The following is a 13,843-nucleotide window of genomic DNA, read 5'->3' as shown; positions in this document are numbered from 1 at the left end:
CGCGTGGCGGTCCAATTGACGTTCAAATGGGAGCACTGCGCCAAGGGAGTTTATGACTCACACGAGGGTACGCTTGCGCAACACCTGGCGCTTGCTGGCCGCGCTCGTGCTCAGCGGATCGGCCATGTGGATCGCGAATCCTGCGTGCGCCGTCAACGCCATCGCGCAATATGGCGAGCCCAGGTACCCGGCGGACTTCAAGCACTTCGAGTACGTGAACCCCGACGCACCGCGCGACGGCACGCTTGTCCTCGCGAACCCGAATCGCCTGACGAGCTTCGATAAATTCAATCCATTCACGCTGCGCGGCAATCCCGCGCCCGGACTCGGGCTAATGTTCGAGAGCCTGACGACCGGCAGTTCCGACGAAGTCGCGAGCGCGTACTGCCTGCTCGCCGACGACATCGACGTAGCGCCGGATGGCTTTTCGACAACCTTTCACATCAATCCGGAAGCGCGCTTTTCGAATGGCGACGCAGTCACGGCCGAGGACGTCAAGTTCTCGTTCGACACGCTGAAGAGTCCGCAGGCTCTGCCGCAGTTCTCGGTGTACTTCGGGCAGATCGCGCGGGCCGTGGTCGTCGACCGGCTCACGATCCGTTTCGAGTACAAGGTCGCGACGCGCGAAATGCCGCTGCTCGCGGGCGGAATCCCGGTGTTTTCGCGCAAGTGGGGCATGAGGCCGGATGGCACGCGTATTCCCTTCGACCAGCTCGCGTTCGAGAAGCCGATTGCGAGCGGAGATTACCTGATCGACAAATACGACAACGGTCGCACCATCAGCTATAAGCGCAACCCCAACTACTGGGGCGCGTCGCTGCCGGTGCGCGTGGGCACGCACAACTTTGCACGCATCGAATACAAACTGTATGCCGACGCGGTCGCGAAGCTGGAAGCGTTCAGGGCGGGCGAGTACGACGTTCTCGTCGAGAACGTCGCGCAGAGTTGGGTGCGGCGAGATGTCGGCAAGCGCTTCGACAGCGGCGAGCTGATCAAACGCGAGTTTCCTCACCACAACGGCGCGGGCATGCAAGGCTTCTTCATCAACTTGCGACGGCCCATTTTCCGCGACGTGCGGGTACGTCAGGCACTCGATCTCGCGCTCGACTTCCAGTGGCTTAACCGTCAGCTTTTTTTCGATCAGTACAAGCGTACCGGCAGCTTCTTTGCCAACACAGACTTGCAGGCGACAGGAAGGCCAGGCGAAGGCGAGCTAGCGATTCTGGAGCCCCTGCGCAGACAGCTGGACCCGGCCGTGTTCGGTGACATGCCGCAACAGCCCGACACCGACCCGCCAGGTTCACTGCGCGCCAATCTCGTCAAGGCGCGCCAACTGCTGGCGCAGGCGGGCTGGACGTATCGCGACGGTGCGCTGCGCAACATGAACGGGCAGCCGTTCGAGTTCGAACTTCTCGAGGACAGTGGCGGCGGCACGTCAATGGAGCCGGTCGCCGCCGCGTTTGGCCGCAATCTGCAGAAGCTGGGGATTACGATGAATTTCCGCACCGCCGATTTCGCGCTCGTTCAAAAGCGTCTCGACGCGTTCGACTTCGACATGACAACCGTGCGTTTGCCCGATGTCCAGGTGCCGGGTACCGAACAGCTTTCGCGTTTCGGCAGCAAGTATGCCGATCAGCAGGGCTCCGATAACCTGGTCGGCGTAAAGTCGCCGGCTATCGATGCCATTCTGCAACGGGTCGTATCGGCGCAAACGCATGAGCAACTTGTTGACGCGACACACGCGCTCGACCGGGTATTGATGAACGGCTATTACGTGATCCCGCACTGGTATTCCGCAAGCCACCGCATCGCATACCGTAACGACCTCGGATATCCCGCGAAGCTCCCGCTTTATTTCGCCGCCGACGAATGGGTGCTGTCGACCTGGTGGAAAAAGCGTTCGGCTAATGCGAAATAGAGGCACGATACTCAGTGCCCGTTGCGCGGTTTCTAACGGTTAGACGGGGGCATCCACTGATGGATGCCCCCGTCCTTCCTTACCGGTCGAGCTGCTGAATGCCCGCGAGCCGCCACGCCTGGTCGCCCTGTGCGCCGCGGACAATGTTCCACACTTCCTGGAACGGCTGGGCAGTCGCTGCGCCGTCTTCGCGCATCTGACCGTAAAAGCGCACGCTGACGAGTGTCTCGTCCGCGGTGCTTTCCACGCCCAGCACTTCGGCATCCAGTTGCGGTACTTCCGTACGATTCGGCTCGCTACCGCGGCTTTCCAGATCACGCTTGATCTGCGCGAACATCTCCGGCGTGGTCAATTCGAACAGGTCACCTTGCTCGTTGCGGTCCCATGCGCCTTGCAGACGCATGAACGTGCTTTTCGCCGAAGCCACCAGCTCGGCCTGATCGAGCCCGAGCGGTTGCACGGGCGCCTTCACCGTGCCCGCTGCTCCGGCCGGATTCGTCGCGGCGCGTCGCATGCCGAAAAAGTTCGTGTCCGGCCGCGCGTGACCGGCCTGGTTGTGGAGCGGCGAGCCATTGGTCTGCGACCGGTTCGTGGCGCCGTGTCCATAAGCCAGATCCGGGCGGCGCCGATTGGCGATGAACCTGAACAGCATCACACCGGCAACGACCACGAGGCCGATCAACAGCACGTTCGACAGCATTTGCGCGAGCCCCGCGCCGAGGCCAAGTGACGACAGCAGCGCGGCAATACCAAAGCCGGCGGCAAGGCCTGCCAGCGGACCGAGCCAGCGGTTGCGCGCCGGAGTGGCGGCCGGCGCCTGTGCGGACTGTTGCGTCGGCTGAGCTTGCTGGCTTCGTTGCGCCGGAGCGGACGGCGACGCCATCTGCGACTGGCGCCCAATGCTTTGACTGCCGCCGACGCGCTTCGCTTGTGCGTCGTTGGCCGCGAGCGCGCCTAGCGCGAGCACGCCCGCGAGACCGAGCGCTACGGTGCCGCGTGTCACCTTGCCGGCAACGCGCCGCAAGTGATCGACAGTTTGCTTGTACATATAAACCTCTCTTGATGTGTCAGGGGCCGCCCGCGCCGCGCGTCATCTTCTCGCGACTACCTTACGGACAGTAAGACTTTTCGAACGCAGAAACTGTGCAACGAATGACATAGGTCACCTGTGTCAGCTTCGATGAGCCGCCCGCTGACGCCTCGGGACGAGCCTTGAATCTAACCGAACGGGAGACAACGGAAAATTCGTATTTTTGTTGCTGATCGTTCGCAAAAACCGTAACGTCGCGTAATCGCGGGAGGACGCGTGAACTTCAAGCATCTGTATTACTTCTGGGTTGCGGCACACGCGGGCGGCATCGTCCGTGCGGGTGAGCAACTGCACATCACGCCGCAAACGCTGAGCGGGCAGATCAAACTGCTCGAGGAAGCGCTGGATAAAAAGCTCTTCAAGAAAAGCGGGCGCACGCTCGAACTAACCGATGCCGGCCGGCTCGCGCTCGATTACGCCGACGAAATATTCTCGCTAGGCTCGGAACTGGAAAGCGCGGTGCGCCGCGAGCAGGAGGCCGGCACGCAATCCCGGTTTCGCGTCGGCATTGCGGACTCGGTGCCCAAGGCGATCGCGTACCGGCTGCTGGAACCGGCGCTGAGCGCGCCCGCTTCGCTGCGGGTGATCTGTCACGAAGGCAAGCTGCACGCGCTGCTCGCTCAACTGGCCGTGCACCGCCTCGACCTGATCATCGCGGACGCGCCCATTCCCGCCGACGTCAATATCAAGGCGTTCAATCACCGGCTCGGCCGTTCGACCCTAAGCTGTTTTGGCGCTGAAGCGCTACTGCATGGCGTGCGGAAACGCTTTCCCATGTCGCTCGGCCAGTTGCCGCTGCTGCTGCCCGGCACCGAATCGGCGGTGCGCCGCAAGCTGGATCACTGGCTCGCATCGCGCGCTATTTCACCGCGCATCGTCGGCGAGTTCGACGACAGTGCGATGGCACTTGCGTTCGGTCGTGAGGGCCGCGGCCTGCTATTCGCGCCGACGGTCCTCGAGAACCAGTTGCAGGCCGAACATAAACTCACGACCGTCGGGCAAATCAACACCATCGTCGAGGAATTCTTTGCGATCTCGATCGAACGCCGCATCAGCCATCCGGCTGTCGCGACGATCATCGACGCGGCGCGCAGCGAACTATTCAATGCGTAGCGTCGCGCGCTCTTCGACGCAAACCATGTGACCACCGCGCAACTATTTGATTTATCTGGCGTGCGGTGCGGACTCGACCGTCGGGCAAGGGATAAAGAATCCGCTTGGACAGCCGTTATGCGAACTATGGCGCTGCCTGGCAAGCGCCCCTATCTCGCGCTTAACGAACCGTCGAATCCAATAATGAACCGTCTGACATTGAAACAGAAGTTATGGGTGCCCCTGCTGCTTTGCTGGGCGGCGCTGCTGATCGTCACCGTAGTGAATGCGTTCGAAGCACGTAGCGCACAGATGGACGCACGGCGCTCCGCGCTGGCCGATGTGACCGACATGGCGGCGTCGATTGTCGCCGACTACGCGAAGCAGGCAGACGCCGGCAAGCTTTCCGTCGACGAAGCGAAGCAGCAAGCCATCGCTCGCGTCAATGCGCAGCGCTACGGCACCTCGGGCTACGTGACGATTGTGCGCAGCGACTCGGTGATGGTCGCGCACCCGATGAGCCCGCAACTCAACGGCAAGGACATGAGCGGCTTTCGCGACGCCAAGGGCAATGCGCTGTACCACGACATCGCCGCGGCGGGCGGCTCGGCGGGCGGCGCCGGCTATCTGCGTTACTGGTGGCCGAAGCCCGGCGACACGAAGCCGAGCGAGAAAATCGGCTACGTGAAGCGCTTTGCGCCGTGGAACTGGGACTTCATCGCCGGCGCCTACATGGACGACATCCAGGCGCAGTTCTACGCGACTCTGCTGCGCTCCGGCGGCATGCTGCTGGTGCTGGGCGTGCTCGTGTCGTTCGTCGCGTCGCGCGTCGTGCGCAACGTGTCGCGCTCGATTGGCGGCGAGCCGTCCGCCGCGGCCGAAATCGCCATGCGCATTGCCCGCGGCGATCTGGCCACACCTATCGACTTGCGCCGCGACGACACCTCCAGTTTGCTTTTCTCGCTGCGCGAAATGCGCGATCAGCTTGCGGCCACCGTCGCGCGTATCAAGAATTCGGCTGAAACGATCACGGTCGCCTCGAAGGAAATCGCCGCGGGCAACCTGGACCTGTCGAGCCGTACCGAAGAACAGGCCGCGTCGTTGCAGCAAACCGCCGCCAGCATGGACGAACTCACCAAGACCGTCACGCAGAACGCCGGCAACGCGGCAACCGCGTCCGAACTGGCGAAGGACGCATCGAGCATTGCCGCGCGCGGCGGCGAAGTCGTCAACGACGTCGTTCAGAAAATGGCCGGCATCACGGACAGTTCACGCAAGATCGGCGAGATCATCAGCGTGATTGAAGGTATTGCGTTCCAGACGAATATTCTCGCGCTCAACGCAGCTGTGGAAGCTGCACGCGCCGGCGAGGAAGGCCGCGGCTTTGCGGTCGTCGCGGGTGAGGTCCGCAATCTCGCGCAGCGCAGCGCGACGGCCGCGAAAGAGATAAAGGTGTTGATCGACCAGTCGGTCGAGCAGGTCGGCGAAGGTTCGACGTTGGCCGGGAAAGCAGGCAGTACGATTGGCGAAGTGGTCGAGGCGGTGCGCCGCGTCACGGCGATCATGAACGAAATCTCCGCGGCGTCGAAGGAACAGAGCTCCGGCATCGGCGAAGTGAACCTGGCGATTCGACAGATGGACGACGTCACGCAGCGCAACGCCGCGCTCGTCGAACAGGCCGCGGCCGCAGCGGGTTCGCTCGATGAGCAGACCGAGCACTTGCGCGAGGCTGTCGCGGTGTTCAAAGTCGGCCAGCACGCCTGATCTGGCTGTTGCGTTCAGGCGGTCCGCGCATAAAAAAAAGGTGCCGCGAACGGCACCTTTTTGTACAACAAGCAGCTTCTGCTGAAGCTTAGAAGCGGTGACGCAGACCGACCGTAGCAGCCGTCTGGTTCTTCGACGACGACGGAGCTTGCGTGATGTCGCCGCTGTAGATCGAAGCAACACCGCCGTCGCCCATTGCGTGCTGGTACACGGCTTGAGCGTACACGTCCGTACGACGCGACAGCGAGTAGTCAGCCTGCAGGCCGATCTGGTGGTAGCGAACCGACGTCGAGCCACCGTTTGCGGCAGTGCCATAGCCCTTGCCGTCGGTGAACGTGTACGCCACGCCCAGGCCGAGAGCCGGGGTCAGGTTGTACTTGCCGTTAACTTCGTAGTTGTTAGCGCGCAGCGATTGCTGAACGCCTGCAACGTTGTCGATACGCGATTGCGTCCATGCCAGACCGACAGTTGCCGGGCCGAAAGCGTACGAACCTGCTGCGCCGAATTCACGTTGACGGAAGTTGCCCGTTGCGCCCAGGAAGCCGCCGTCGGTCGCGCCGCCGTTGCTAGCCGTGCCAGCAGCGTTCGTTGCGCCCGGGTTGTTCTGCTGTGCGTAAGCAGCGCCCAAACGCAGACCTTGCCACTGGTAAGCAGCACCGAGGCTGTATTCGCGGTTGTTTGCGAATGCGCCAGCCTGGTTCGAGAAGCCGTACGTGCCGCCGAACGTGAAGCCAGCGTAGTTAGCGCTCGAGTACTTGACCGAGTTGTTAACTGCGAAGCCGCCGTTCGTGTTCAGGTTGTCGTTGTTGAACGGGTGCGCGAAGTACGTGCCGCCCCAGCTGCCCGTTGCGGTCAGCGGTGCCAGGAAGTCTTGCGCTGCGTCGTATTGACGGCCAAGCGTGACCGAACCGAATTGCGCGCTCGACAGACCGACGAATGCCTGACGGTTGAACATGCCGTTGTTGTTCGCGAAACGGCCGTTGTTGACGTTAAAGCCGCTTTCCAACGTGAAGATTGCCTTCAGACCGCCGCCCAGGTCTTCCGAACCGCGCAGGCCGAAACGGCTCTGTTCGATGCCGCCGCTGCCGGCTGCCCACTTCGAGTTGTGAGCAACGTTGCTCGTGTAGGTCACGCCAGCGTCCAGCAGACCGTACAGGGTGACGCTGCTTTGTGCGTGAGCGACGGAAGCGAACGATGCGGCAACCGCAACGACGATGAGACTCTTTTTCATGCGTGGGACTCCTGTTCGATAAATTTCGCGGGGGAGCGGGACCAGCCTCGGCAGTACGCGAACGTGCCGCCGCCCTTGTCGCCGAACCGTTCTGGCCCGGCCGGGGCACCCACTAAACGAAGCGTGAGTGTAGGGGGCCACCCTGGTAGCGAGCGCCCGCAATTCGCACAACACGGTCTTGCCGATTTGGCAATAATCGATTGCCCTTAGGGGCTAAGTCTTTGTTTTTGGGAATTTTATTCGAATGAGGGACAGGGCATTCGCCTGCGCCGGACATAAAATCTTTGCAACTTTTCAATAACTAAAGTTGTGCGAATGCAACAGCTTGTAATACGCGCGAAGTAATGCGCGGCGTGGAAAACCGCACTTCTAAACGTATTGCTGATGTTTAATTGAGCAGTGCCGCAGCCGCTATGGGCGAGCGATCAAACGTTTGCAATTCCGGGGAACTTAATCGCCCCAATATAGTCCGCTTAATCCGCGCTTATTCGTATAATCGGTTATCACGGCATTCAGAGGCTTTGATTAGCGCGGTTATTAGCCCCGAACCGCGGGTGATGTGCGCAATCAGTATGTACGGGGCTCAATGGGCTCCGCCTGGGCCAATAACAAACCGCCCCTAAGGCGGCCGTGGCTAAATTGCGGCGCAGATGCCGCATGAAATTACATATGTATGGCTGGTAAGTGAAGCCTTCAGCACGGGTGTGTCCGGAGGTGAACTGCGGCGCCGACCGCCGCGTGACCAACCCTGTGCTGAAAGCGGACGGCAATGCATCGAACAGCCTTCCATCTAAATTAACGGCACGGCCGTGCGCCTTTTCACGCGTAGTTTCCCTAATTCCAGCAGCGCTGCTGCCATGGTCTACGGTCGCGGGCGCGATCGCCCTACCGAGCCGTCATCGTCTGGAGCGCTGCCGGGGGCCAGCGGATCGGTGTCCGGCGGCGTGCCGGGCAGCGCACGCGGCTGATCTTCGGGCGCGTCCAAGGGTTGGTTCGAAGGGTCGGCTACGGGATCAACGGTCGGGTCGGTTTGCATGACAGGCTCCTGGGGACGGGAAGGGCTCCCGCTAGCAGCATCGCACCGATATTCCTGCGAAGGGCGCTCGCGGCGCTTCTGGTGCCCGCCGTGGCCACCAATGTAGAAATTGCCCTGCTCGCTAGTGAAACGTTCACGCGCCGTCAGTTCGGCAGCGCGCACGCATCAACGGCGATCCCGACCGGGGTGCGATGGATCGCTGGCGACGCCAGTGAGAAACGGCTCCAGACCGAATAGCCACGCAAAGCAGAACGTCACGCGCACAAGCAGGCCAAGCTGGCGGCGAGGCGCCCGCTCGCTCACGCCCGCAAGCGGAGTCGCGAGCAGAGGTCGAGACTGGGAAAAATCAGTAGCGGTCTGGTCAGGTTGCATGGTTGTTCTCGTTATTAATACTGTGTGGGCACACGGCCTGAGCAAACACTGTGCCACTTTCGACGTGGCGGTTCGCGCGCCTAAGAGCACCATGCGGCGATGGTCAGTGTTTACCCGTCAACCGTGTTTTCGAGCTTGCGCGTGCAAGCGAGGCGACACAGAATGTAAGCGCTATCATTCTTATCTGTGAAAAGGCTTGCCCGGAACGGCCGTCGCAACAGCTGCGGCTTCCGCCTTCAATGTAAGCGCTAACATCAAGTGATGGTCATCTGCATTGGAAGCACAACCGCAACGGAATCAAGCGCCGAACGCCACACCCGAAGGGGCCACAGACCCTAAGCCAGCGCCCGCCAGATGCGCCGCGCAACTCCCGGCCGCCCGACATCGCATCGGTGCGCCCCGCCTAGCTGAAACGCAACATGAAACGGAGACAACGATCATGAGCGCAACCCCGAGCCACGAGCAGCCCCCTCCGAAAATTCGCCGCGCCCAGGTCGTGGCGCTCACGCTGCTGATGGTGAGCGGCATCGTCAACTATCTCGATCGCGGAACGCTCGCTGTCGCCAATCCGTTGATCCGTCACGACATGGGCCTGACGCTCGGGCAAATGGGACTGCTGCTGTCCGCATTCTCGTGGAGCTATGCGCTCTTCCAGTTGCCGGTCGGCGGGCTTGTCGACCGGATGGGACCGCGCAAGCTGCTCGGCATGGGGCTAATCGTGTGGTCACTCGCGCAGGCCGCCGGCGGCTTTGTCTCGACATTCGGCTGGTTCGTGCTTGCGCGGATCGTACTCGGCATCGGCGAAGCGCCGCAGTTTCCGTCGGCGGCTCGCGTGGTCAGCAACTGGTTTCCGTTGCGCGAACGCGGCAAGCCGACCGGCATCTTCAACTCGGCGTCACCACTCGGAACCGCGCTCGCGCCGCTCTGCCTCTCGGTGCTCGTCGTGAACTTCCACTGGCGCTGGGCGTTCATCGCGACGGGCGCGGCCGGTCTGATCGTTGCGGCCGTTTGGTTCGCGGTTTATCGCGACCCGGTCAAGGCGACCATGAGCGAGACGGAGCGCCGCTATCTGGAAGGCGATGAAGCGGACCGCAAGCCGGCACCGGCCGTCACATTCGCCGAATGGCGCTCGCTGTTCTCGCACGGCACCACGTGGGGCATGCTGATCGGCTTCTTCGGCTCCGTTTATCTGAACTGGGTCTACCTGACATGGCTGCCGGGCTATCTGACGATGGAGCGTCACATGAGCCTGATGCACACCGGTATCGCCGCATCGGTGCCGTTCTTCTGCGGTTTTCTCGGCTCGCTCACAGCCGGCTGGTTTTCCGATCTCATCACGAGCCGCAGCGCGAGCCCGGTGGCGAGCCGCCGTAACGCCGTGGTCATCGCAATGCTCGGCATGGTCGCGTTCACGATTCCGGCCGCGCTCGTCGAGAGCAACGTGCTGGCAATCGTGTGCATCTCGGTCGTGATCTTTCTGGCCAACGCCGCATCCGCGAGTTCGTGGGCGCTCGCGACGGCGGCCGCACCGCCAAACCGCGTCGGCTCGCTCGGCGCGATCCAGAATTTCGGCGGTTTTCTTGGCGGCGCACTCGCGCCGATTTTGACCGGCTATATCGCGCAAACCTGGTCGTTCGTGCCGGCTTTGCTGACTGCCGCGGGCATCGCGTTTATCGGCGCGATGAGTTATCTGCTGCTGGTGCGCAAGCCGATCGCCGACGCGCCCGCCGCAAACGAGACGCTCCAGGCACCAGCATGAGCCGTTTGCCTCTCGCCCGACCAATCAATATCTTCTGGAGTACAACAGCATGACAATCGCGAAGCAACCCACCGTGTCAATCGAAGGCATTGTTCCCGTGATGCTGACCCCGTTCGACGACTCGGGCGCGATCGACTATGCCGGCCTTGAACGTCTGATCGAGTGGTATATCGCGCAGGGGGCCGACGCGCTCTTTGCGGTCGCTCAGTCGAGCGAGATGCAATTCCTCACGCTCGCGGAGCGCGGCGCGCTCGGGCGGTTCGTCGTCGAGAAAGTCGCGGGGCGGATTCCTGTCGTGGTGTCCGGCCACATCAGCGACGATCCGGACGCGCAAGCCGAAGAACTGAACGTCGCAGCAGCGACGGGCGCACAAGGCGTTGTGCTAGTCACCAATCGGCTCGATCCCGCTCGCGAAGGGACGCAGGCGTTCGCCGCGAATCTGAAGCGGCTGCTCGCGCGTCTTCCGTCCGACATGCCGCTCGGTCTCTACGAGTGTCCTGCGCCGTATCGACGACTTCTTTCGGATGACGAACTAAAGCTATGCATCGACACCGGCCGCTTCATCATGTTAAAGGACGTGAGCTGCGATCTCGCGACCGTCAAGCGCCGTGTCGCGCTAGCGCAGGGCTCGCCGTTGAAGATCCTCAATGCCAACGCGGCGATTGCGTGGGACGCGATGAAAGCCGGTTCGGCAGGCTTTAACGGCGTGTTCACGAACTTTCATACGGACCTGTACAAATGGCTGCGCAACGACGCCGCCCAGGACCCTGCCCTCGCAGATGAACTCGCGACGTTCCTCGTGCTCGCCGCCGTCTCCGAATCGCTCGGCTATCCGGCGCTTGCGAAGATGTATCACCAGCGCATCGGCACGTTCAACTCGATTCGCTGCCGCGTAATCGACTACGACGTGCGCGAAAGGTTCTGGGCGGTGGATGCGATACTCGACAAGATCGTGGCCGGCACCGAGCATTTCCGCGCCCGCATCGCGGCACTGGAGTCGAGCCGCTAGCGCTTGCGCGATCCTCGCGCGATCGCCGCGACTACGCTACGAGTGACGCGACGGTAAGATGTCAGGCTTCCAGCTTCACCCCTGCTTTCCGAACTCATGTCCGACACGCCCGACACACCAGACACAGCCGGCTTCGCCGCCACAGCCCGATCCCAGACGAGCCGCGTGCGCCGCGGAACGGGCCGCACAGTGCTGTCGGATGTCGCGAAACTCGCGGGCGTGTCGACGGCGACCGTATCGCGCGTCTACAACGAGCCGGAGAAAGTATCGGCTGCGGTGCGCGAGCGCGTCGAACAGGCGGCGCTCGCGCTGAACTGGTTTCCCAACGCCGCGGGGCGCGCGCTTGCGTCCACGCGCAGCCACATTGCCGGCATCATCATTCCCACGCTCGACGACCAGGTGTTCGCCTCGCAGGTAAGCGGCATGCAGGCCGCGTTTGCGGCGCGCGGCATCACGCTCGTTCTCGGCTGCTCGAACTACGATCCCGCGCAAGCGCTCGTGCAGGTGCGCGCGATGCTCGCGCGGGGCGTCGAGGCGATGGCAATCGTGGGCGAAGCTCATCCGCCAGAACTCTTCGATGCGTTGCGGCTCTACCGAGTGCCGTATGCGGTGACTTACGCGTATCGCAAAGAGAGTCCACACGTTTGCATCGGCTTCGATAATTTCGCAGCGTATGTGCAGATGACAGAACATCTGATCGCGCTCGGTCATCGCTCATTCGCGGTGTGCATTCAGCCGACGCGCGACAACGACCGGGTGCAGGCGCGCGTCGCCGGCATTCGCGCGACCCTCGAACGCCATGGCCTCGCGGTGCGGCCCGAACACATGTGCGAGGGCGAATCCACAATCGCATTCGGGCGCCGCAGTCTGCGCTCCATCTGGCAAGCGGCGAGCGAACGCCCGACTGCTGTTATCTGCGGCAACGATCACATCGCGCTTGGCGTGCTGCGCGAAGCGGAAGAACTCGGCATTGCGATACCGCACGAGCTTTCCGTAACGGGCTTCGACGATCTCGAGATCTCCAAAGAGATTCACCCCACGCTCACCACGATGCGCGTGGATACCCATGAAATCGGAAAGCTCACCGCGCAACATCTGCTCGACATGCTGGACGGCAAGCGGGCGCAACGCGGCCACGAAGTACGCGCGCTACTGCAGGTTAGAGAGTCGACGGGGCCGGCGTCACGGTAGGACAACGTTGAGTGCCGCCATGCGCGCAGGTACATGGATCAGATGACGCAGCAGAACGCTGCGCTAGTCCAACAGGCGACGAGTCCGCTTGCCACCGTCGCGCAGCTTCATCTGGCGTGAGCGCGCGACAAACAGCGACTGCAACGACTCATACACTGTCCGCGGCTGCCATGTCGTATGCGCGCCGCAACCGCTTTGCGCCTTCTTCGATATCGGCAATACCGGGCGCCGCGAACGACAAACGCAGCGATGCAGGGTCGAGCCTGTCCGCGAAAAATGCCTTGCCCGGAACGAACATGACCTTGTTGTCGATCGCCCGCTGTAGAAGCGCGGACGCGTCGATGCCTTCGATACGCGCCCAGACGAACATGCCGCCCTCGGGCCGATGAAACTGCAGCGTATCGCCGAACTGCGAGCGCAGCGCTTCGCATAGCGCTTCGCATTTGCGCCCGTACATTGCGGTAATGCGCGGCAGGTGTCGTTCGAGCGCACCGTCAGACAGATATTCGGCGGCAATGGCTTGCGTCCACGGGGCACTGCACAAGTCGACTGTCTGCTTTGCAATCACACAACGGCGCGTGATTTCGGCCGGTGCAATTGTCCAGCCCACGCGCAGTCCAGGCGCGACGATCTTCGAAAGGCTCGCGAAATGAACGACCCAGTCACGTGAGCCCTCCACTTCGGCCGCAAGGGAGATGATCGACGGAACCGCGTCGCCCGAAAAGCGCAGATCGCCGTAGGGATCGTCTTCGACGATAAGGAACCTGTATTGCACCGCAAGCCTGAGCAAGGCGATGCGGCGCTCCCGCGTGATCGTTGCGCCGGTCGGATTCGCAAACGTCGGGACCGTATAGAGCAGCTTTGGTCGCGCGAACGTACCCGACGCCAGAAGCGTGGCGAGGCGGTCGACGTCGAGGCCGTGTGCATCGACAGGCACGGTAACGACTCTGGCCTGCTGGAGCTTGAGCGCCTGAAGCGTTGCCGGATACGCAGGCTGTTCGGTTAGCACGACATCGCCGGGACTCACCAGCACGCGAAGCAGCAGATCGAGCCCCTGCTGGGAGCCCGTAGTCACCAGCATTTCGTTCAGCGCGCATGGCACGCCGCGATGCGCCATCAGGTTCGTGAGCTCGTGCTTCAGACGCGGCAACCCGTCGGTCGGCCCATACTGCAGGCAGCAGTTCGGGTCCTGATAAGCGCGCGCTGCGGCCTGCTGCAAACCGTCGACGTCGAACAGATCGCTAGCGGGATACCCGCCGGCGAATGAAATCATGCCCGGCTCGCCCAGATACTTGAACAGTTCGCGAATGGGAGAGCCAGAAGGATTCTGGAAAGGCGCGGTGAATTCGTACATGTTATCGGCGGCTGAGCCCCGGTCGTT

The 13,843-nt window shown here is 62.3% G+C and carries 10 protein-coding genes; 6 read left to right on the top strand and 4 right to left on the bottom strand.

Annotation, left to right across the window (positions count from 1 at the left end):
• The first annotated feature begins 124 nt into the window (after positions 1-124).
• Positions 125-1,918 (top strand): extracellular solute-binding protein, encoded by a 1,794-nt coding sequence (locus RW095_RS16665; RefSeq protein ID WP_394365154.1) that lies wholly within the window; start codon positions 125-127, stop codon positions 1,916-1,918.
• Between the two features lie 79 nt (positions 1,919-1,997).
• Here RW095_RS16665 and RW095_RS16660 read toward each other — a convergent pair whose 3' ends face one another.
• Entirely contained in the window at positions 1,998-2,966 is a 969-nt protein-coding gene (locus tag RW095_RS16660) for a Tim44 domain-containing protein (RefSeq protein WP_317017028.1), read from the bottom strand.
• Between the two features lie 258 nt (positions 2,967-3,224).
• On the opposite strand from RW095_RS16660, the gene nhaR reads away from it, so the two are divergent.
• Positions 3,225-4,121 (top strand): transcriptional activator NhaR, encoded by an 897-nt coding sequence (nhaR, locus tag RW095_RS16655; RefSeq protein WP_317017027.1) that lies wholly within the window; start codon positions 3,225-3,227, stop codon positions 4,119-4,121.
• A 183-nt stretch (positions 4,122-4,304) separates the two neighbouring features.
• On the top strand, positions 4,305-5,864 hold the full coding sequence (locus RW095_RS16650) for a methyl-accepting chemotaxis protein (protein WP_317017026.1): 1,560 nt from the start codon (positions 4,305-4,307) through the stop codon (positions 5,862-5,864).
• A gap of 88 nt (positions 5,865-5,952) precedes the next feature.
• Here the strand turns inward: RW095_RS16650 and RW095_RS16645 are convergent, their stop codons facing one another.
• Together RW095_RS16645 and RW095_RS16640 are read right to left on the bottom strand one after the other, a co-directional pair.
• A complete protein-coding gene (locus RW095_RS16645; protein ID WP_317017025.1) occupies positions 5,953-7,095 on the bottom strand; it encodes a porin in 1,143 nt (380 codons plus the stop codon).
• Between the two features lie 1,201 nt (positions 7,096-8,296).
• A complete protein-coding gene (locus tag RW095_RS16640; protein WP_317017024.1) occupies positions 8,297-8,503 on the bottom strand; it encodes a hypothetical protein in 207 nt (68 codons plus the stop codon).
• 439 nt (positions 8,504-8,942) lie between these two features.
• Here RW095_RS16640 and RW095_RS16635 point away from each other — a divergent pair, with 439 nt between their 5' ends.
• From RW095_RS16635 to RW095_RS16625, 3 genes are all read left to right on the top strand, one after another.
• Positions 8,943-10,262 (top strand): MFS transporter, encoded by a 1,320-nt coding sequence (locus tag RW095_RS16635; RefSeq protein WP_317017023.1) that lies wholly within the window; start codon positions 8,943-8,945, stop codon positions 10,260-10,262.
• A 49-nt stretch (positions 10,263-10,311) separates the two neighbouring features.
• Positions 10,312-11,271: a dihydrodipicolinate synthase family protein gene (locus RW095_RS16630; protein ID WP_317017022.1), complete on the top strand. Its 960-nt coding sequence runs from the start codon at positions 10,312-10,314 to the stop codon at positions 11,269-11,271.
• A 96-nt stretch (positions 11,272-11,367) separates the two neighbouring features.
• Positions 11,368-12,462 carry a LacI family DNA-binding transcriptional regulator gene (locus RW095_RS16625; protein WP_317017021.1) on the top strand — a complete coding sequence of 365 codons (1,095 nt, stop codon included), beginning with the start codon at positions 11,368-11,370 and terminating at the stop codon, positions 12,460-12,462.
• 148 nt (positions 12,463-12,610) lie between these two features.
• Here RW095_RS16625 and RW095_RS16620 read toward each other — a convergent pair whose 3' ends face one another.
• Positions 12,611-13,816, bottom strand: a complete 1,206-nt coding sequence (locus tag RW095_RS16620; RefSeq protein ID WP_317017020.1) for an aminotransferase-like domain-containing protein — start codon at positions 13,814-13,816, stop codon at positions 12,611-12,613.
• Positions 13,817-13,843 lie beyond the last annotated feature (27 nt).

Source organism: Paraburkholderia kirstenboschensis, assembly GCF_032806925.1.
GTDB classification, from domain to species: domain Bacteria; phylum Pseudomonadota; class Gammaproteobacteria; order Burkholderiales; family Burkholderiaceae; genus Paraburkholderia; species Paraburkholderia kirstenboschensis.
Note: the sequence above shows the minus strand (reverse complement) of the source record. Positions and strands in the feature narration are given on the sequence as shown.